Origin of the sequence: Clostridium sp. chh4-2 (assembly GCF_002899675.1) — a bacterium.
Classification (GTDB): Bacteria; Bacillota; Clostridia; order Lachnospirales; family Lachnospiraceae; genus CHH4-2.
On sequence record NZ_PKUU01000012.1, the window covers coordinates 119973 to 139161 of the forward strand.

The following is a 19189-nucleotide window of genomic DNA, read 5'->3' on the forward strand; positions in this document are numbered from 1 at the left end:
AACGAAAAGGAAGCCGGAGTAGAGAGCCTGTTTGGCCTGAGTATAGGAAATATGTGCAGGAATTTTGCCATATACAAAGGCCGGGAGGCTCTCTGTTTGTTCCGGGGTATTTGAATATAGGCCAAAGGCATATTCTTAGGACAGCACAATTGGAACGCGAACAAGGAGGAAGCGGGAAATGAAGATAGTAGGTCAGGAAATGACACGCGTTGATGCTTACGGAAAGGTCACCGGAGAAGCGAAGTACACTGCGGATCTGGAACCGAGAGATATTCTCCATGGCAGGGTGGTACACTCTGCCATAGCCAACGGGCTGGTAAAAAGCTTTGATTTAAGCGAAGCCGAAAAGGTGCCGGGAGTTGTGAAAATAGTCACATGTTTTGATGTTCCGGACTGCCAGTTCCCTACGGCAGGGCATCCGTGGAGCGTTGAAACAAAACATCAGGATATTTGCGACCGGAAACTGTTAAACCAGAGGGTCCGTCTGTACGGAGACGATATCGCTGCCGTTATTGCGGAAAATGAGGTTGCGGCAGCTCAGGCGGCCAGGCTTATCAAGGTGGAGTATGAAGAGTACCAGCCCATCGTAACGGTGGAAGCGGCCATGGCAGAGGATGCCACGGCGCTGCACCCCGATATCCGCAAGGATAATGTGATCGCCCACACCCATATGACCATGAAGGATGAAGCGTTTACTTATGAAAAAGGCCTCAAAGAGGCGAAGAAGCTGTATGGCGATGATATCATAGTCATGGAAGAAGAATATGATACGGCCAGGATTTCCCACTGCCATATTGAACTGCCTGTATCCTGGGCCTATATGGATACCAACGGAAAGATTACGATCACGTCTTCCACTCAGATTCCTCATATTGTGCGGCGCTGTACGGCGCAGGCATTAGGGATGCCGGTTGGAAAGATCCGTGTGATCAAACCATACATCGGAGGCGGATTCGGCAATAAGCAGGATGTGCTTTATGAGCCGCTGAATGCATTTTTAACACTTTCTGTGGGCGGGCGTCCGGTCCGACTGGAGATCAGCCGTGAAGAAACCATCGTAGGGACGAGAACGCGCCATGCGATTGAAGGTAAATGTAAAGGCGTTGTGACAAAAGACGGGCGGATTCTGGCGAGAAAGCTGGAGGCATTTGCCAACAACGGCGGCTATGCTTCCCATGGCCATGCGATCTGCGCCAACTGTGGAAATGTATTTAAAGATCTGTACCGGGATGAACTGGATGCGGAAGTGGACTGCTGGACGGTCTATACGTCGTCCCCAACGGCCGGAGCGATGAGAGGCTACGGCATTCCCCAGGCCGCCTGGTTTGCCGAGTGTCTGACTGACGACATGGCTGAGGCGGTGGGCATGGACCCCTGTGAGTTCCGGTTAAAGAACTGTATGGAAGAAGGCTTTGTGGACCCTGCCAACGGCATCACCTTCCATTCCTACGGACTTAAAAAATGTATTGAAGAAGGAAAAAAACACATTCATTGGGATGAAAAATGGAAGGCTTATAAAAATCAGACCGGACCTGTGAGAAAGGGAATCGGCATGGCCATATTCTGCTATAAGACAGGCGTCCACCCCATTTCTCTGGAAACTGCGTCGGCGCGTATGGTGCTGAATCAGGATGGTTCCATACAAGTATTCATGGGGGCTACGGAGATCGGCCAGGGCGCGGATACCGTATTCACCCAGATGGCGGCGGAAACCACGGGAATCTCTCCGGATAAAGTTTACATCGTATCCACTCAGGACACGGATTCCACACCGTTTGACACCGGAGCATACGCGTCCCGCCAGACTTATGTATCGGGCATGGCCTGTAAAAAATGCGGCGGAGAGCTGCGGGAGAAAATTCTCGAATATGCGGCCTATATGCTGAATAACGAGGTCAGCGACATTTCCAAGACCGTTTATGCGGAAACGGTGAAAGAGGCGGTTCAGAGATTCTGTGAAGTGACGGGGCTTGCCCAGGGAGAAGAGGTCACTGCGGATATGCTGGATATCGTTGACAGCAAGATTGTCGTTAAAGATAAGAATGAGGAATTATTTGACGTGGGCGTGGCGGCGGATACGGCGTTTTATTCTCTGGAGCGCTCCATACATATTACTGCAGAAGCCACAAACCAGTGTAAACAGAACACATTTTCCTCAGGCTGCTGCTTTGCGGAGATCGAAGTGGATATGCCTTTAGGGCTTGTGACCGTAAAAGATATTATCAATGTGCACGATTCCGGCGTGCTGATCAATCCTCAGACCGCCCGGGCTCAGGTTCACGGAGGCATGAGCATGGGATTGGGATATGGGCTTTCCGAAGAGATCTTAGTGGATGAGAAGACCGGAAGAACGCTGAATGACAACTTACTGGATTATAAGATTCCTACGGCCATGGATACGCCTGACCTCAATGTGGAATTCATCCAGTTAGAGGACCCGACAGGCCCTTACGGCAATAAATCCCTTGGGGAGCCGCCTGCAATACCGGTTGCGCCCGCCATCCGCAACGCGCTGTTAAATGCTACGGGAGCCCATATGAACGTGCTTCCAATGACTGCCCAGCGGCTGATTGCAAAATTCAAAGAAAACGGTCTGATATAAGGAGAAGGTTTATGTTTGATATAAAATCATTTTATGATGCGAAGAGTGTGAAGGAGGCCATCGGATATCTGGTAAATGATCCTGACGCTGAGATTATCAGCGGGGGCACCGATGTGCTGATTCGCGTGAGAGAGGGAAAGGACGCGGGAAGGTCCGTAGTTTCCATCCATAACATAGAAGAGCTGAAAGGGGTAAAGCTTCTGGAAAACGGCGATCTGTGGATCGGCGCAGGCACCTCATTTTCCCATATCACCAATGATCCGCTGATTCAGAAATACATTCCCATGTTAGGGGAAGCGGTGGATCTGGTGGGCGGACCTCAGATCCGCAACACCGGTACCATCGGAGGAAACATCTGTAACGGAGCTACATCGGCGGATTCCGCTTCAACCATGTGGACCCTGGATGCCGCGGCAGTTTTAGAGGGGCCAAAAGGGGAACGGACCGTGCCGGTCAGCCAGTTCTATACAGGCCCGGGCCGTACGGTGCGGGACAGATGCGAGGTATGTAAGTATTTCATCATCACTAAAGACAATTATGAAGGCTGGGCAGGCCATTATATCAAATACGGAAAGCGGAAAGCCATGGAGATCGCAACTTTAGGATGTGCGGTGAGAGTAAAACTTTCCGAGGATAAAAAGAGATTCGAAGATGTCCGCCTCGGCTACGGCGTGGCCGGCCCCACTCCGCTTAGGTGCAGAAATGCGGAAGAGGGCTTAAAGGGATGTGAGATAACGGATCAGGAAGCGGTGGAAGCATTTGGTAAAACAGCGTTGACGGAGGTCAATCCCCGTTCTTCCTGGAGAGCTTCCAAGGAATTCCGTATTCAGCTGATTGAAGAGCTTTCCAAACGGGCTCTTTATGAAGCGGTGAAAAAAGCGGGGGGTGAAATCAATGCTTAAAATTGTGCATATGAAGGTAAACGGAAAAGAAGTGGAAACGGCGGTGGACGAGAGAGAGTCCCTGTTAGACACGCTGAGGCAGCGTTTTGGCCTGACATCGGTGAAAAAAGGATGTGAGGTCGGAGAATGCGGAGCCTGTACCGTGCTTGTCAACGGAGAAGCGGTGGACAGCTGCATCTATATGACGTTGTGGGCGGAAGGAAAGAGCATTCTGACTGTGGAAGGATTAAAAGGGCCCAATGGAGAGCTGTCTCCCATTCAGAAGGCATTTATAGAAGAAGCCGCCGTTCAGTGCGGATTTTGTACCCCTGGCCTCATCATGAGCGCTGTGGAAATCGTAGGAACCGGTAAAAAATACAACCGGGAAGAATTAAAGAAATTGATATCAGGCCATCTTTGCAGATGTACCGGTTATGAAAATATCTTGAATGCGATGGAGCGCATAGTGGAAGAGGTTTACAGGGAGGTAAATAAAAATGAATAATAGTGCAGACTGCAGCATTACCAATATATACAAGCTGGACGGCAGGGTGCCGTTAGGAAAAGCCATTCCGTTTGGCCTGCAGCATATTCTGGCTATGTTTGTATCAAATCTTGCACCTATTACGATTATAGCAGGGGCGGCCCAGCCGGCGTTAAGCCAGGCCCAGACCGCCGTACTGCTTCAAAATGCCATGTTTGTGGCCGGAATCGCCACTTTGATACAGCTGTATCCTATCTGGAGGATCGGTTCCAAGCTTCCGGTAGTCATGGGGGTCAGTTTCACGTTCGTGACCGTGCTGAGCACCATCGCCGCCAATTACGGGTATCCGTCGGTGATCGGCGCGGTGCTGATCGGCGGTTTATTCGAAGGCACGCTGGGACTGCTGGCAAAATACTGGCGTAAGATAATCACGCCTGTTGTGGCAGCTTCCGTAGTTACCGCCATCGGATTTTCCCTGTTCACGGTAGGAGCCAGGTCATTCGGCGGAGGCTATGCGGAGGATTTCGGCTCCGCACAAAACCTGTTATTGGGCCTTATCACTTTGGTTACCTGTATTCTGTGGAATATTTTTGCAAAGGGATATTTAAAGCAGCTTTCTGTGCTGGCAGGCCTGATTGTGGGGTATGTGATCGCTATCTTTATGGGAAAGGTGGATTTAAGCCTGATTCTGTCGGGCGGATTCATCGCATTTCCAAAGCTTCTGCCGTTTATGCCTGAGTTTCATGCGGGAGCCATTATTTCAGCCTGCATTATCTTCCTCGTATCTGCAGCTGAGACCATCGGAGATACTTCCGCATTGGTTTCCGGCGGTTTAAACAGGGAGATTACCGGAAAAGAGATCTCCGGTTCTCTGGCCTGCGACGGATATGCGTCTTCCTTTTCAACGTTATTCGGATGCCCTCCGGTCACATCCTTTTCCCAGAATGTCGGCCTGGTGGCGATGACTAAGGTGGTTAACCGCTTTACGATTATGACCGGAGCCGTATGCATGATTCTGGCAGGACTTCTTCCTCCGGTTGGCAATTTCTTCGCATCCCTTCCCCAGTCTGTGCTGGGCGGATGTACGATCATGATGTTCGGAAGCATTTTGACTTCCGGAGTTCAGATGATCGCAAAGTGCGGGTTCTCCCAAAGAAATATTGTGATCGTTTCTCTGTCTTTGGCTGTGGGAATCGGTTTTACGACAGCCAGCGAAATTGGAATCTGGGATATCTTCCCTCCGTTAGTGCAGTCGGTATTTTCTTCTAACGTGGTGGCGGTGGTTTTCGTTATCTCGGTACTGCTCAGTTTACTGCTTCCTAAGGATATGGATATAAAAATGCTGGATGAGTAATCCGGAAAAAACGGGTTTGGACGTGTGAAAAAAGCGCGGCCGAACCCGTTTTTTTGTATGCTTCCCCTTTCAAGCGTATTCCACAAATAAAAATCACACTTCCCCATATATATGCTCCGCTTCATATTTTAGTAGCTGCTGGATAAACAGCCGTACCTGGGGGAGTTCGAAATAATTGTTTTTATAGAGGATATAAGTCAGCCGCTCCAACGGCGTCCCATCTTTGAAGTAGAGCTTTTCAATGTACCCGTCAAAATCGTCCAGGCAGATTTGGGGCAGGATACACCAGCCAAGTCCCTGAAGCACCATATTCTTAGCGCTGTTCACATTATCCACCCAAAGCTTGACGGGAATTTCGGACAGTCCGTGTTCCTGCCTCCAGCGTCCGATCTGTTCCATCAGATTATCGTCATTCTGACGCCCGATATAGGGAATCTCCTTTAAATCCATACCAGTGAAATGTTTGCTGTAAACAACACACATCGGTTCTTTTCCAACCAGCACTTTCCCCTCATTCCAGGCAAATTCACCTCTTGCAATTGCAATCGATATATCTTCATTCCTAAGCATCTGATAAAGCTGTTTGCTCTGCCCGGTCAATATGGTGATCTTGACGGCCGGATATAATTCGGAATAGGCTTTGAGAATAAAAGGTAGCCGGTAGTGGGAGTAGTTAAGAGAGGAACCCAGGTTCAACGTGCCGCCTACGGTTCCTTTGATCTGGTTGATGTGGTCGCGCATCGCTGTGGCGGCAGATGTGATCTGCCTGGCATAGGGGAGCAGTTCTTCTCCGGCAGGGGTAAAGAGAATTCCTTTTTTCGAACGGTAAAACAGGCTGCAGCCCAGTTCCTCTTCGATCTTCTGTATCCGTTTGGTAAGCGCGGGCTGGGTGGAATAGAGACGGTTGGCCGTTTTTGTGATGTTTTTCGTTTCGTAAAGATCTAAGAGCAGTGCATAATCTTTTTCTTCCATAAAATATCTTCCATTTCTTCTTCGGAGGCATCTATCATTCCTAAATGTTATGAATCATGATAAAATTATACCATTTTACAGAATGAATAGCAATTGATATAATGGGGTTATAAGAACAAAGTTCGGCTATGCTCAGATCAGTTCCAGAATCGGCGGAGCTATGGTTTTATTGATAGGAAGTTTGATTTTCCAGTTTGTTTAGAGGAGGAATTAAAATGAGGACATTCAAAACAGTATTTATGCGGGGAGGCACAAGCAAAGGGTGCATGTTTTTAAGGGAGGATCTGCCAAAAGACCGTTCCACATGGGATTCTGTCTTCCTTCAGGTGATGGGGTCCCCGGACCCAAAGCAGATTGACGGTATGGGAGGCACCGTATCTTCCAACAATAAGATCGTGGTGGTATGGAAAAGCGATATGCCTGACGTGGACGTGGAATATCTGGTGGGTCAGGTGATCGTTGGAAAGAATCAGGTGGATTATAAGTCCAACTGCGGAAATATGACCGCCGCAGTAGGGCCGTTTGCAGTGGAATCAGGCCTGGTGGATGTTAGCGAGCCGGTTACAACCGTAAGGCTGTTCAACCGGAATACGGATAAATACATACAGGTAACGGTGCCTATTGACCCGGAAACCAAGAACTTCGCTCAGGATGGAGACTGTGCCATCGCCGGAGTGGACGGCACGGCGGCGGAACTGCTGGTGAAGTTTATGGACCCGGCTGGCGCGAAGACAGGAATGCTTCTTCCGACAGGAAATGTTTTGGATGTACTGGACATACCCGGATTTGGCGGGCTGGAAGCCACGATTCTGGACGTTTCCAATCCCATGGTCCTGGTAAAAGCTGAGGATATTGGCATGACTGGAATGGAACTGCCGGAGGAAATCAACGGGAACCCTGAAATCTGTGATCTTCTTGAAAAAATCAGGGGAACGGCATGCTGCAAAATGGGATTTGCTGAAGATTTAAAGGATGCGGAAAGCAGCAGTCCTGCTGTTCCTAAAGTAGGATTTGTTACGTCTCCAAAATCCTATACCGACATAGCAGACCGGCAGGTGAAAGAGGACGAAATGGACATCTGCGCAAGGGTTATTTCCGTATTTAAGTGTCACAAAGCCTGCCCTCTCACTTCAGCAAGCGCCATCAGCGTTGCTGCAGCCATGGAAGGTTCGGTGGTTCAGAAGGCGTTAAGGCCTTCCTGCGATAAGAGCCGGGTGAGAATCGGCCATCCCAGCGGAATTATGACCATGTGTCCGGAGCTGACCGAAGAAGGCGGGGAATTAAAACTTCCAAGCGTGGCAGTACAAAGGACGGCCAGGCGCATTATGGATGGAACCGTATACATCAGAAATTAAGGATAATTTAGTAAGATCCTGCCATACTAAGAAATGAGCAGAGACGTATAGAAAAATCAGCTTTTACAGCTGGTTTTTCTTATTTTAACAAGTTCTCTCATGGAGGTATCGTATGGATTCTGTATGGACAAATAATAGTGAAATAAAGAGTTTTAAGCCGTTAAAGGGCGATTTAAAAACAGGTGTATTGGTGGTCGGCGGAGGAATTACCGGCATTTTATGCGGATACTTTTTGCAGCAGGCAGGAGTGGATTATGCCATTGTAGAGGCGGATACCATATGCGGAGGGATTACAAAGAACACGACGGCAAAGATCACGTCGCAGCATGGGCTGATCTATCATAAGCTGGTTCAGGAATTCGGAGTGGAAACTGCCCGGATGTATCTGGATATCAATGAAACCGCATTGGATAAGTACAGAGATCTCTGCAAACATGTGGATTGTGATTTTGAAGATAAAGATTCTTATGTGTATTCGACAGACCGTTTTTATAAACTGGAACAGGAATTAAATACGTTGGAAAAAATCGGGGGCCATGGAACGTTTGCAAAGGATTTGCCGCTGCCGTTTAAAACTGAAGGGGCAGTCAGATTCAGCCGCCAGGCACAGTTTAACCCGTTAAAATTCCTGGCATTCATTGCTGAGAATTTAAATATTTACGAGCACACAAAGGTGTTGGAATTTTCAGGCCTTACTGCAGTTGTGCACGGCGGAAAAATCACGGCAGACCACATCATCATCGCCACCCATTATCCCATGAATAATAAGCACGGAGCGTATTTTGCAAAAGAATACCAGGACCGCTCCTATGTGCTGGCCTTAGAGTATGCAGCCCTTGTAAACGGCATGTACGTGGACGAGGCTCAAAAAGGTTTGTCCTTCAGGGATTATAAAGATCTGCTTTTGCTGGGAGGCGGCAGCCACAGAACGGGTAAGAAGGGCGGAAAATGGCAGGAACTTGTGGAATTTTCCAATAAGTATTATCCGGAGGCCGTGGAAAAATACCGCTGGGCCACTCAGGACTGCATGACATTGGACGGTGTCCCTTATATCGGCCTTTACGGAAAAAACACGAAAGGCTTCTATGTAGCGACCGGATACAACAAATGGGGCATGACGTCATCTATGGCAGCGGCAATGATCCTGACGGATCTGATATTGGAAAAAGACAATCCCTATGCCCGGGTATTCAATCCCCACAGAACGGTTCTTAGGCCGCAGCTGATGGTGAACCTGGCGGAATCCACAGCAAATCTGCTGACTTTTTCCAAAAAACGCTGTCCCCATATGGGCTGCGCGTTAAAATGGAATCCGGAAGAGCAGTCATGGGACTGTCCCTGCCATGGTTCCCGTTTTACAAAGGATGGGGAATTGATCGACAATCCGGCGACGGATGATTTAAACTGAGCCCATTTTTACGGGGTGAAAGCTCCATTATAGGAATTGGGATGAAAATGAAAACATATATATAGGGAAAAAGGCAAAGGAGAACCTCTATTGATCATTCACACAGTTCAGCCGGGAGAATGTCTGCAGGAGATTGCCAACCGCTATAGAATCCCACTTAACCGTTTAATTGAGGACAACGGGATACGCAGCCTGAATCATCTGGTTCCGGGTGAGACACTGGTGATTCTCTATCCTGAAACGGTGCATACGGTCCTCCCCGGAGAAACGGTTAGCTCGATTGCCAGGCTGTACGGCGTATCCGTTAACCAGATTTACCGCAATAATCCGGGACTGTTGGAAACACTTTTTATCTATCCGGGCGAGCAGCTCATCATTACGGTGAGCCGCCGCTACCCGGAGAATATTGAGGTGGGAGGATATGCTTACCCCTACGTGAATAAGCGCCTGCTTCAAAGTACCCTGCCGTTTTTAAGCTTTTTCATTCCATTTACATATGAGATATCGGAACTGGGGGAACTGGGAAGGCTCAATGACATCCCGGCGGTTTCAATGGCTAAACAGTTTCATGTCAGGCCGGTAATGAACCTTTCCAACCTGCGGGAACCCTACGGATTCAACACGGAACTGGCCCATATCATATTGAATAACCGGGAGGTCCAGGACCGGGTGATCGAAGAAACTTTTGAGAATATCCTTATCAAAGGATATGAAGGCCTGGACATAGACTTTGAATATGTAAAGGAAGAGGACAGCCTAAAGTTAGCCGGGTTTATCAGGAGGTTCCGAGAACGTCTGAGCCCTTTGGGATATCCTGTTTTTACAGCATTGGCGGCGAAAACCTCGTCGGACCAGAGGGGGATTTTATTTGGCGGTCACGATTACAACGCGGTGGGCAGTGAAGCGGACGGCGTGCTGTTAATGACATACGAATGGGGGTATTGTACAGGCCCTCCAATGCCGGTGGCACCGATTGAAAATGTGCACCGGGTTTTAGAATACGCGGTTACTCAAATGCCGCCGGATAAGATCTTTTTAGGAATACCAAATTACGGATATGACTGGCCTCTGCCCTATAAAGAGAAGATGACCCGCGCTGTTTCCATCACCAATGAACAGGCGCTGGAGCTGGCCTGGAAATACGGAAGGAGCATTGAATATGATAACTCCGCCCAGACCCCTTTCTTTCAGTATACAGACGGAGGTGTCAGGCACGAAGTCTGGTTTGAAGATGCCAGAAGCATACAGGCAAAACTGGAACTGGTTGCGGAATATGGCTTAAAAGGCGCGGGTTACTGGAATCTCATGCGGCCGTTTACGCAGAACTGGTGCCTTTTGGACTCTCTTTATAAAATCAGACAGTAAACGCCGGTTTGAAACTGCATTTGAAACTGCATTTTGCACAAATGATTGAAAATATAAGGAGGAACAGTTACAATTTATTTTAAATGATGGGGATGATATGGCAGAGACGCCAGCTCAGACCGGTAAAAAGGATAAGAGGTACATATGAGCGTTACAGTGGAGGATTTATTAAAACTGCCCTCTCTCAGGGAAGCGAAAGTTGTAGGGGGAAGAGGAGGATTAAACAGGATCGTGTCTTCGATATCCGTGTTGGAATATGCGGACCCGGACAGCCTTCAGGACGATTTGTTTGATAACAATGAGTTTTACGGCAGCGAAATCGTGATATCCGGCCTGATCAGCGTCAAAGATGATGTTGGCAAACAGCTGAGGAATCTAAGGCGCCTTTCCGAATGCGGGGAAGTGGGGCTGATTCTGTATTATGTGGGAATCTTTATACCTGAGGTGGATGAAAGCCTGATTAAGCTGGCGGATGAACTGAATTTCGCCCTGATTGTCATGCCTAAAAAGCGGATGGATCTGCGATACAGTGAAGTCATCTGCGAGGTGATGGAGGCCATTTTTGAAGACCATAGAAAAGGGGCGTTTATCGTGGGAGAGGTGCTGGACAGCGTGGCCCGGCTGCCCGAGCACAAGAGAACCGTGGACACCGCCATGAAGATGCTCAGCGACCGGATTCATGCGTCGGTGGTGCTGACAGACAAAACCCACCGCATCGTCAATGAGGCGGCCTGGCCCAGAGGGGCGGGGAACGGTCTTTATGACGGCCTGTTTCAGGTGAAAATGCCTGAGGCAGGCGGGGAACCGGTGCGTTACCCTCTGATCCCGGACTGCCTTTTATACCGCTATCCCGTGGCTTCACGTCATACGTCGGGGATGGAGCTGTACTTTTTAAAGGAAAAAGAACCTCTCTCCCAGGAACTTTTAAAACAATCCGTTGAGCTGGTTTCCCTGGCGGTGAATATCTGGGGCCGCCAAGAGGAGGAAGAGGTGATTACCGAACTGGTTCGGGCCATCATGCAGGATGAGCCGCTGAAGATGAGGCGGCTGGCCGGTCTATTCCATATCGACGTGGTTTCCATCCATTCCATGTGGATTATCCGGGACCGCCGTCTGGAACAAAAATCAGGCGGTCTTGCCATGCTTGAAAATGTGCGGGAATTCCTGATTCCATATTCAAAGACCGTGGTGGCTGACATTTATGAAAATGATATGGTGGTATTGATGGAAAGTCCGCCTTCCCTGGCAGAGGAAGAAACTTTGGCAAAACAGCTGCTGGAAAGGATCGGTGAAGCGGATACCGCGCTTACCCTGTGCAACCATTTGAAGGATACCGCTGCGGTGCGCAATGCCTATCTGATGAACCAGAAGTATCTGAGGGACGCCAGGAAAATTTATCCGGGAAAAAGCCTGTTTGGCATGCAGGAGATCCGGTTTGCCATGGAATGCCGTATGATTATTGAAAAGGGAGAGGCCGAGACAGCAGGCAGAATCTCCGTTTTGGATGCGCTTTATGAGGCCGGAGACGGGATGGAGCTTAGAAAAACGCTGGGCGTCTTCCTGATCGACGGAGACGGCAGCGTGACCCAAACGGCCAAACTTCTGTTTCTGCATAAAAACACGGTGAAATACCGGCTTCAAAAGATAAGCGATTGTTTGGGATACCGGGTGGGCCGGATGCCGGAATCATTTCCGGCCTATTATGCGGCGGCATTGGAGCGCCTGTTGGACAGTGTTTAAATTATAAAATAGAATCGTCTATGCTGTTGTCTTATGGGACAATACATAGGCGATTTTTTGTACCGGACGGACAATTACAGACGAGGAGAAAAGTTTTATAATAGAAACATCAAAAACAGGAAAAGGAGCGGAGAGAAATTGAGAAAGATCGGACTGAAAGAAATTGAAGATATCGCTTTGGGCGCCGCACTCTTAGGAGCAGGAGGAGGCGGCGATCCTTATATTGGAAAACTGGTGGCAATCGGAGCTGTGAAGGAACACGGCCCTGTCACTTTGCTGGACCCGGACGAGGTGCCGGATGACGCCTTGATCGTACCGATCGCCATGATGGGTGCGCCCACAATTTTAGGTGAGAAAGCGGTGGGTGGAAGCGAATATGAAACGCTGGCCCGCATGGTGTCCCAGTTTTATGGAAAAGACATTTATGCATTTATGCCCATTGAGGCAGGCGGCGTAAACAGCATGCTGCCGATTGCCGCTGCGGCCAGACTTGGAATTCCCATGGTGGATGCGGACGGCATGGGACGGGCATTTCCCGAGCTGCAGATGGTGACATTTACCATCGGAGGGGTGAAGGCCACGCCTATGGCTTTGACGGATGAAAAGGGAAACTGCGCTATTTTCGAAACAATCACGAATAAATGGACGGAAGAGCTGGCCCGGAGCGTTACCATGAGCTGCGGCGGAGCCGTATCAGTGAGCCTGTTCTGTGTGGACGGGGCAACCCTGAAAAAATATGCGGTGAAGCATATTGTGACCAGAAGCCAGCAGTTAGGGGAAGCGATTCGCACCATCAAGTCTGTGACGGATGAAACGCCGGAGGAATATTTCTTCCGCTATACGGAAGGCTTTAAGCTGTTTAAAGGGAAAATTGCAGATGTGCTCAGAGAGACGAGAGGCGCTTTTAACTTTGGGAAGGTGGTTCTGGAAGGAATCGGCGAATTTAAGGGGAAGACGGCTTTTGTGGAGTTTCAGAACGAAAACCTGTTATTAGAAGCAGAAGGGGAAATCCTGGCAACCACGCCGGACCTGATCTGTCTGGTGGATACGGAAACATTTGTACCCGTGACTACGGATGCTTTAAAATATGGAAAGCGGGTATTCGCTGTGGGGCTGAAATGCTTCGATTTATGGAGAACGCCTGCAGGCCTTGATCTGGTAGGCCCCAGATATTTTGGCTGTGATACAGACTATATTCCATTGGAAGAACGGGTTAAGGGAGGAAAAGCACATGTATAAACTGGGAATCGATGTGGGAGGCACCAATACGGACGCGGTGCTGATTGATGAGAATCTTCAGGTGGCGGCAGAGATCAAACACCCGACTACCGGAGATATCTATGACGGAATTCTGGGTGCGCTTGACGATATCCTTACAACATCCGGAATTGACAGATCGGAGATACGCCAGGCTATGCTGGGAACCACCCAGTGCACCAACGCCATTGTGGAACGGAAACACCTGGCTCCTGTGGGAATCTTGAGGATCGGCGCTCCGGCAACTTTGGGCATACCTCCTATGGTGGATTGGGAAGAGGATATCCGGGCCATAGCAGTGGAAACGGCTGTGATCGGAGGCGGGTTTGAATATGACGGGAAAGAACTGGCGCCTTTTGATGAAGAGGCGGCCAGGGCATTTTTTGAGCGGATGAAGGGAAAAGTCTCTTCGATTGCCATCTCCTGCGTGTTTTCAACGGTGAGAAATGATCACGAACTTCTGGCGGCCAAATTGTGTAAAGAGGTCATGGGAGAGGACGTGCATATCTCCATATCCAGCGAAATTGGTTCTATGGGGTTAATTGAAAGGGAAAATGCCACGATTCTGAATGCTGCATTATATCAGGTGGCGGAGCGTTTTACAGAGGGATTTGCAAAGAGCCTGAACGACCAGGGCGTAAATCAGGCGCAGGTGTATCTATCCCAGAATGACGGCACGCTGATGACCATGGATTTTGCCAGAAGGTATCCAATTCTTACCATCGCCTGCGGGCCCACAAACTCCATACGGGGCGCCGGTTATCTAAGCCGCATAAAGGACGCGATTGTAATCGATGTGGGAGGAACCACAACGGATTTAGGCGTGATTCAGAACGGTTTTCCACGGGAATCCAGTTTGTCTGCCACCATCGGGGGCGTGAGAACCAACTTCCGGATGCCGGATGTGGTTTCCATTGGACTTGGAGGCGGTTCCGTGGTGAGACAGAAAAATGATAAGGTAACGGTGGGGCCTGACAGCGTGGGCTATGAGATCACGAAAAAAGCGCTGGTATTCGGCGGAGATACAGTGACGGCCACTGACATCGCGGTCCGCCTGGGAATGGCGGATATCGGGGATAAGAGCCTGGTTTCCGGCCTGGATATGGAATTTGCGAAAAAGGCCATGGATAAGATCCGTGAGATGGTGGAGGACAGCATCGACGCCATGAAATTAACCCATGAAGACGCAGAGGTGATTTTAGTGGGAGGCGGTTCCGTCATAATTCCTGAAAAACTGGCGGGCGCGTCCAAGGTACTGCGGCCGGAGTTCTTCGGAACGGCCAATGCCATCGGTTCGGCTATTTCCAAGGTGAGCGGAACTTATGAACAGCTGGTTAATTACGATGAGATTCCCAGGGAAAAGGCGCTTGAACAGGCAAAAGCCGAGGCGGCGGAACTGGCGGTGGCAGCAGGCGCAGTGCCGGAAACTGTGGAGATCATCGATATGGAGGACGTGCCATTAGCATATTATCCGGGAAATACAAACCGGGTGAAGATTAAGGCGGCCGGGGATTTACGCAGCGTGTAAAGCGTTTGCCTGACCAGGAGAATTGGCATTGCTGAAACTTAAAAGAATCTCTATTGTGAAACTGCACAAAGCCGTATCGGAGAAAGCGGGCTATTTGGATGGAGCGCAGAGCTATTTTTGTATATCATGACGGTTTGATAAATGGCGATTGTTTTTTGATATGCGCTGTGATATATTAAAACCGCTGGCTGTGAAACGATTCACATCTAACTGATTTTAAACATAAAATCAGGCGGCAATCCGGAACACAGAATGATTGGGCACCGCAGGTGTCTGAATGATAAAAGGGAGGTTCTTTTATGGAGAGAGCAGATGACAAAATGATGATACAAACAGACACGGTATTTGATAATCCGGTGAAACTGCCGGATATCTATTGGGAAGAGGCGAACAAGCCGATGGAGTTTTCACGCGTTGAAATCTATACATTGAATCCAATTCGCGTGGACCGGCCGTTTTTTGACGCTACAGCCGGGCCGTTTCCTTATATCGCTTACAGCTGCTGGCTGGTGCTGTGGGATGAAAACAACATTATGGGCCAGGTTCCGTGCTCAAAGTATATGGCGGATATGGTTTTGCCGTTCATTAAAGAAGGCGGCCGCAAAACACCTTTGCAGTGGTATCAGGATTTGTACTGGAAACTGCGTAATTTCGGATTTGCCAGCACCGCATTTGTGGAATTAGGCCGTTTTGATATGGCCATGCATGATATCATGGCAAAACGGGCGGGCCTTCCGCTTCACCGTTTCCTGGGAGCAAAGAGGGACTGGGTCAAGGTTTACGCCAGCGGATTCAGCGCGGATATTATGGAAAAAGAGGAGCTGATAGCGGAGGCGGAAAAACTGCTGAAAGACGGCTATACCTGTTTTAAGGTGAAGTCAGCCGGTAATTTCGGAACCCATATCGAAGAGGATGTTAAACGTTTGGAATATATTCAGAAACTGCTGGGAGAGGATGCGTCCATCGCAGTTGACGTCAACCAGCTTTGGAATGCAAAACATGCCCTGGAATTTATCAAACGGATAGAGCATTTGAACATCGCATGGTACGAAGAGCCGGTTCACTCCTATGATATTCAGGAACTGGAAAAACTGACGGCTGAATGTCCTGTGCCGATTTCCATGGGAGAATCCATGAGAAACCGTTACCAGTTTTATCCGTACATAAAAGCAGGTGTTTCCCATCTTCAGCCGATACCGGACAACTTATGCGGAGTGCGGGAATGGGTAAGCGTTCGTGACCAGGCATTAGAAGCCGGGCTGACCCTTTCTTCCGGCGGCTTCTCTCACCAGACGGCGGACTACATCGCTACTGCCAGAGAAGAGGACATGGTGGAATACCTTTATCCGCTGATGAACAAGCTGTATCAGATGATGGATGTAAGACCGGTGGAGAAAGACGGAATGTTCTTATTATCCAATGAGATCGGATCGGGTACCAGACCTGATTTTGCTGCATGGGAAAAACTGGGGTATGTGGCGAATAAGGAGATTTTTAAACCGGGGAAATAAAAAGAGAATAGGGATTTGACGGAAACGGCGCAGCCATTTGTATTTTAAGGCTGCGCCGTTTTTCAATTCATTTCATATCATAGTATAAATGAAAAATTCAGGAAAACAGATCATATGAAAGAAATAGGCTATAGGCGGCAGGCTGCATTAGAGTATGCAAAAAAATGGGCCATGGGCAGAAATCCACGGTATTTAGACTTTGAAAATTTTGGAGGAGATTGTACAAATTTTGCCTCTCAGTGCATCTATGCGGGCAGCGGCGTCATGAACTATACGCCGGTGATGGGCTGGTATTACAACAGCAGTACTGACAGAACGCCAAGCTGGACGGGGGTGCAGTATCTCTACAACTTTTTAGTAAATAACAAATCTGTTGGCCCCTACGCAGTTGAAACGGATCAGAACGGAGTGCAGCCGGGAGATATTGTACAACTGGGGAATGCCAACGGTTACTATCACAGCCCGGTAATCGTAGCGATAGAAGGCGGACGCATTTATGTGGCGGCACACAGTTATGATGCTTATATGCGGCCGCTCGATTCCTATACTTATGAGAAATTACGGTTCCTGCATATTAAGGGAGTGCGTAACTGGTAGAGGTACCAGGGCCAACCGGATACAAGAAACGGGATAAAAGATGGCTTTATCAGCCTTCTTTTATCCCGTTTTTATAAAAATCAACAAAATATACAGTCTACTTTATTTGCTTTTCTAATATGGTACAAGCCTACAATGAGTAAAGCCAGTTTATTTCTGAGAAATTTTGCTTATTCTTTGATATAATTCTTCTTGCTCCTGTTGACTGGTTGATTTCTCAATAATAAATGCGAGAACAATAATTCCAATCGTGTTCAATATAAAACGTATTCCAGCAAATTTATTACCTAATTGCGTTGCTTCAAACAGCATCATCGGAATTTTGGTTGTTGACCATGCGCCGAGAAATAAGAAAACATTTATAAGCGAAGCCCCTTTTTTGATCAGCATACTGGCAATAGGAAAAGCCGCATAGAGTGGGCCGGAGGAAAAAGCTCCCAGCAAGAACGCTAAAAGACCGCCTTTTGGTCCAGCGCCTTTACCCATATATTTCATCATCATTTCCTTTGGTATCCATGCATCTATAAGACCCATGATAATAAAAATCGGTGGGATGACCGAAAGCATTTCTAAAATGTATTTCCATGTCAGTGTCAGCGAGGTGATGCCGAGGTCAGGTCGGAATTGAAGCAGACATAAATCACACAAAAGCAAAATAAGGCCAAATTTATATTTTAATATGACATTCAGTATCTTTTTCATTCCATTATCACTCCAATCAAACAGGCGCTAATGATGGCAACGGCAAGTGACAGAGCGTTCCTTCTGAACGCGAATTTTCTTCCAAAATAGTTTACCTCCAGCGGAAATGTTGCGACGCCAACCATCATCAACGTTGAAATGAATATGGCGATCTGGGCATATCCGGCGCCGGCCTGAACAAGAGAAGCCGCAAGAGGTATCGCAACATACCCAGGAAGTAAAGTGATACAGCCGATGACAGCCGCAATGATTATTCCCAATGCGCCAGACTGTGTACCGATCATTCTGGAAATGGTTTTTTCGTCCAAAACAGATAAGATCAATCCAATCAGTAACAGGATCGATAGCATGGAGGGTAAGATATTTTCAAATGACCTCCATGTTTTTTTTAGCGCTGACTTTGTCTTTTCGCGATCTCTGAAAAAGGAAAAGGCCAGCAACAACAATGCCGATGAATATAGAATAACGGTAAACATCTGCGAAACCTCCTTATAGCCAGATTTGAAGTAAACTTTAAATTATGATATTATTAATAGTATACTATATACAGGCTTTATAGGGTGTATCTGGAGATACAGTCCTTTCGTGAGAGGAGTTATTCGACTATGCAGCAATGGGAGCCGCTGCTGATGCAGTGTCCGATATTTAAACATATTTCCGCAACAGATGTCCGGCAGATTATGCAGGATGTTCCTTATCAAACAGTGTCATTGGAAAAAGGGGAAATCATATATCGAGCCGAAGAAACGGCAAATCGAATCGGTATTATTTTATCTGGCTGTATAGAAGCGCGAAAATATTTGTCGACAGGAAATGTGATTAGCCTATTTCAGAGAAAATCTGGTGAAATGATTGGGGGAGGCATTGTATTTTCCAGTCATCCGAAATATCCTTGTGATGTGATTGCAAAGGAAAAGAGTATTCTCTTATGGCTTGACCGACAGGTGGTGTTAGGTACGTTTTTAAAGAATCCGGCAATCGCATCTAACATTATGAGGATTTATTCAGACCGAATTATGCAATTAGAGAAACGGATGGAATTGTTCTCTTTTTATTCAATTTCAAAGAAAATAGCTTTTTCATTGCTGCATGATTTTTCAATAGATGAAAATCAGACGATTTATCTTCCTTTTTCTAAAACGACTTGGGCTGAATACCTAAATGTTTCCCGCACTTCGCTCAGCAGGGAATTAAAGATTATGTGCAGTCAAAAAATTATTACAATGAACAAAAATGAAATTCGTATTTTACAAGCAGAACGGTTAGAAGCTCTTTTGTATTAGATTTTTATCATCTGTTTATTTTTTCCTTGTTATATTCCACTTTTTCTCCTCGATTACACCATATGTTTGATGTGCGGCCTTTGAGGCCGCTGAAAGCACAATATTATTTTTAGAGTTATTTATGGAACAGTAAGAAAAATTAGAGTATTC

16 protein-coding genes are annotated in these 19189 nt (G+C 47.8%); 13 read left to right on the forward strand and 3 right to left on the reverse strand.

What is annotated here, in order from left to right; all coding sequences use genetic code 11:
- The first annotated feature begins 178 nt into the window (after window positions 1-178).
- The 4 genes from xdhA to C0033_RS14120 are packed head-to-tail and all read left to right on the forward strand — an operon-like array spanning window position 179 to window position 5321.
- The gene (gene xdhA, locus C0033_RS14105; protein ID WP_103228517.1) at window positions 179-2602 is read left to right on the forward strand and encodes a xanthine dehydrogenase subunit XdhA; all 2424 of its coding nucleotides are present in this window, start codon (window positions 179-181) and stop codon (window positions 2600-2602) included.
- Between the two features lie 11 nt (window positions 2603-2613).
- Entirely contained in the window at window positions 2614-3504 is an 891-nt protein-coding gene (gene xdhB / locus C0033_RS14110) for a xanthine dehydrogenase subunit XdhB (protein ID WP_103228518.1), read from the forward strand.
- Window positions 3497-3988, forward strand: a complete 492-nt coding sequence (xdhC, locus tag C0033_RS14115; protein ID WP_103228519.1) for a xanthine dehydrogenase subunit XdhC — start codon at window positions 3497-3499, stop codon at window positions 3986-3988. Before xdhB ends, xdhC begins: the two co-directional genes overlap by 8 nt.
- On the forward strand, window positions 3981-5321 hold the full coding sequence (locus C0033_RS14120) for a nucleobase:cation symporter-2 family protein (RefSeq protein WP_103228520.1): 1341 nt from the start codon (window positions 3981-3983) through the stop codon (window positions 5319-5321). The genes xdhC and C0033_RS14120 overlap by 8 nt, the downstream gene beginning before the upstream one ends.
- Before the next feature lie 93 nt (window positions 5322-5414).
- On the opposite strand, the gene C0033_RS14125 is transcribed toward C0033_RS14120, so the two are convergent.
- On the reverse strand, window positions 5415-6293 hold the full coding sequence (locus C0033_RS14125; protein WP_103228521.1) for a LysR family transcriptional regulator: 879 nt from the start codon (window positions 6291-6293) through the stop codon (window positions 5415-5417).
- A 215-nt stretch (window positions 6294-6508) separates the two neighbouring features.
- Here C0033_RS14125 and C0033_RS14130 point away from each other — a divergent pair, with 215 nt between their 5' ends.
- The 8 genes from C0033_RS14130 to C0033_RS14165 all read left to right on the forward strand — a co-directional run bounded on the left by C0033_RS14130 (window position 6509) and on the right by C0033_RS14165 (window position 17054).
- Entirely contained in the window at window positions 6509-7648 is a 1140-nt protein-coding gene (locus C0033_RS14130; protein WP_103228522.1) for a PrpF domain-containing protein, read from the forward strand.
- A 112-nt stretch (window positions 7649-7760) separates the two neighbouring features.
- Entirely contained in the window at window positions 7761-9056 is a 1296-nt protein-coding gene (locus tag C0033_RS14135; RefSeq protein WP_103228523.1) for an FAD-dependent oxidoreductase, read from the forward strand.
- Between the two features lie 90 nt (window positions 9057-9146).
- Complete coding sequence (locus tag C0033_RS14140) at window positions 9147-10421, forward strand: glycosyl hydrolase family 18 protein (protein ID WP_103228524.1); 1275 nt, start codon at window positions 9147-9149, stop codon at window positions 10419-10421.
- 144 nt (window positions 10422-10565) lie between these two features.
- Window positions 10566-12161 (forward strand): PucR family transcriptional regulator, encoded by a 1596-nt coding sequence (locus C0033_RS14145; RefSeq protein ID WP_103228525.1) that lies wholly within the window; start codon window positions 10566-10568, stop codon window positions 12159-12161.
- Between the two features lie 138 nt (window positions 12162-12299).
- The gene (locus tag C0033_RS14150; protein ID WP_103228574.1) at window positions 12300-13400 is read left to right on the forward strand and encodes a DUF917 domain-containing protein; all 1101 of its coding nucleotides are present in this window, start codon (window positions 12300-12302) and stop codon (window positions 13398-13400) included.
- A complete protein-coding gene (locus C0033_RS14155; RefSeq protein WP_103228526.1) occupies window positions 13393-14946 on the forward strand; it encodes a hydantoinase/oxoprolinase family protein in 1554 nt (517 codons plus the stop codon). Before C0033_RS14150 ends, C0033_RS14155 begins: the two co-directional genes overlap by 8 nt.
- A 299-nt stretch (window positions 14947-15245) precedes the next feature.
- Window positions 15246-16457 (forward strand): enolase C-terminal domain-like protein, encoded by a 1212-nt coding sequence (locus C0033_RS14160; RefSeq protein WP_103228527.1) that lies wholly within the window; start codon window positions 15246-15248, stop codon window positions 16455-16457.
- Window positions 16458-16571: 114 nt separating this feature from the next.
- Entirely contained in the window at window positions 16572-17054 is a 483-nt protein-coding gene (locus C0033_RS14165; RefSeq protein WP_103228528.1) for an amidase domain-containing protein, read from the forward strand.
- A 150-nt stretch (window positions 17055-17204) separates the two neighbouring features.
- On the opposite strand, the gene C0033_RS14170 is transcribed toward C0033_RS14165, so the two are convergent.
- Both C0033_RS14170 and C0033_RS14175 read right to left on the reverse strand, forming a co-directional pair.
- Window positions 17205-17756, reverse strand: coding sequence for a permease (locus C0033_RS14170; RefSeq protein ID WP_103228529.1), 552 nt, complete (start codon window positions 17754-17756; stop codon window positions 17205-17207).
- Entirely contained in the window at window positions 17753-18232 is a 480-nt protein-coding gene (locus C0033_RS14175; RefSeq protein ID WP_103228530.1) for a permease, read from the reverse strand. The genes C0033_RS14170 and C0033_RS14175 overlap by 4 nt, the downstream gene beginning before the upstream one ends.
- Window positions 18233-18361: 129 nt before the next feature.
- Between C0033_RS14175 and C0033_RS14180 the strand changes: the two genes are divergently transcribed.
- On the forward strand, window positions 18362-19039 hold the full coding sequence (locus C0033_RS14180; protein ID WP_103228531.1) for a Crp/Fnr family transcriptional regulator: 678 nt from the start codon (window positions 18362-18364) through the stop codon (window positions 19037-19039).
- Window positions 19040-19189 lie beyond the last annotated feature (150 nt).

Coding starts and splice junctions, on each gene's coding strand:
- xdhA (WP_103228517.1), top strand. CDS start 179: ATGAAGATAGTAGGTCAGGAAATGACACGCGTTGATGCTTACGGAAAG.
- xdhB (WP_103228518.1), top strand. CDS start 2,614: ATGTTTGATATAAAATCATTTTATGATGCGAAGAGTGTGAAGGAGGCC.
- xdhC (WP_103228519.1), top strand. CDS start 3,497: ATGCTTAAAATTGTGCATATGAAGGTAAACGGAAAAGAAGTGGAAACG.
- C0033_RS14120 (WP_103228520.1), top strand. CDS start 3,981: ATGAATAATAGTGCAGACTGCAGCATTACCAATATATACAAGCTGGAC.
- C0033_RS14125 (WP_103228521.1), bottom strand. CDS start 6,293: ATGGAAGAAAAAGATTATGCACTGCTCTTAGATCTTTACGAAACGAAA.
- C0033_RS14130 (WP_103228522.1), top strand. CDS start 6,509: ATGAGGACATTCAAAACAGTATTTATGCGGGGAGGCACAAGCAAAGGG.
- C0033_RS14135 (WP_103228523.1), top strand. CDS start 7,761: ATGGATTCTGTATGGACAAATAATAGTGAAATAAAGAGTTTTAAGCCG.
- C0033_RS14145 (WP_103228525.1), top strand. CDS start 10,566: ATGAGCGTTACAGTGGAGGATTTATTAAAACTGCCCTCTCTCAGGGAA.
- C0033_RS14155 (WP_103228526.1), top strand. CDS start 13,393: ATGTATAAACTGGGAATCGATGTGGGAGGCACCAATACGGACGCGGTG.
- C0033_RS14160 (WP_103228527.1), top strand. CDS start 15,246: ATGGAGAGAGCAGATGACAAAATGATGATACAAACAGACACGGTATTT.
- C0033_RS14165 (WP_103228528.1), top strand. CDS start 16,572: ATGAAAGAAATAGGCTATAGGCGGCAGGCTGCATTAGAGTATGCAAAA.
- C0033_RS14170 (WP_103228529.1), bottom strand. CDS start 17,756: ATGAAAAAGATACTGAATGTCATATTAAAATATAAATTTGGCCTTATT.
- C0033_RS14175 (WP_103228530.1), bottom strand. CDS start 18,232: ATGTTTACCGTTATTCTATATTCATCGGCATTGTTGTTGCTGGCCTTT.
- C0033_RS14180 (WP_103228531.1), top strand. CDS start 18,362: ATGCAGCAATGGGAGCCGCTGCTGATGCAGTGTCCGATATTTAAACAT.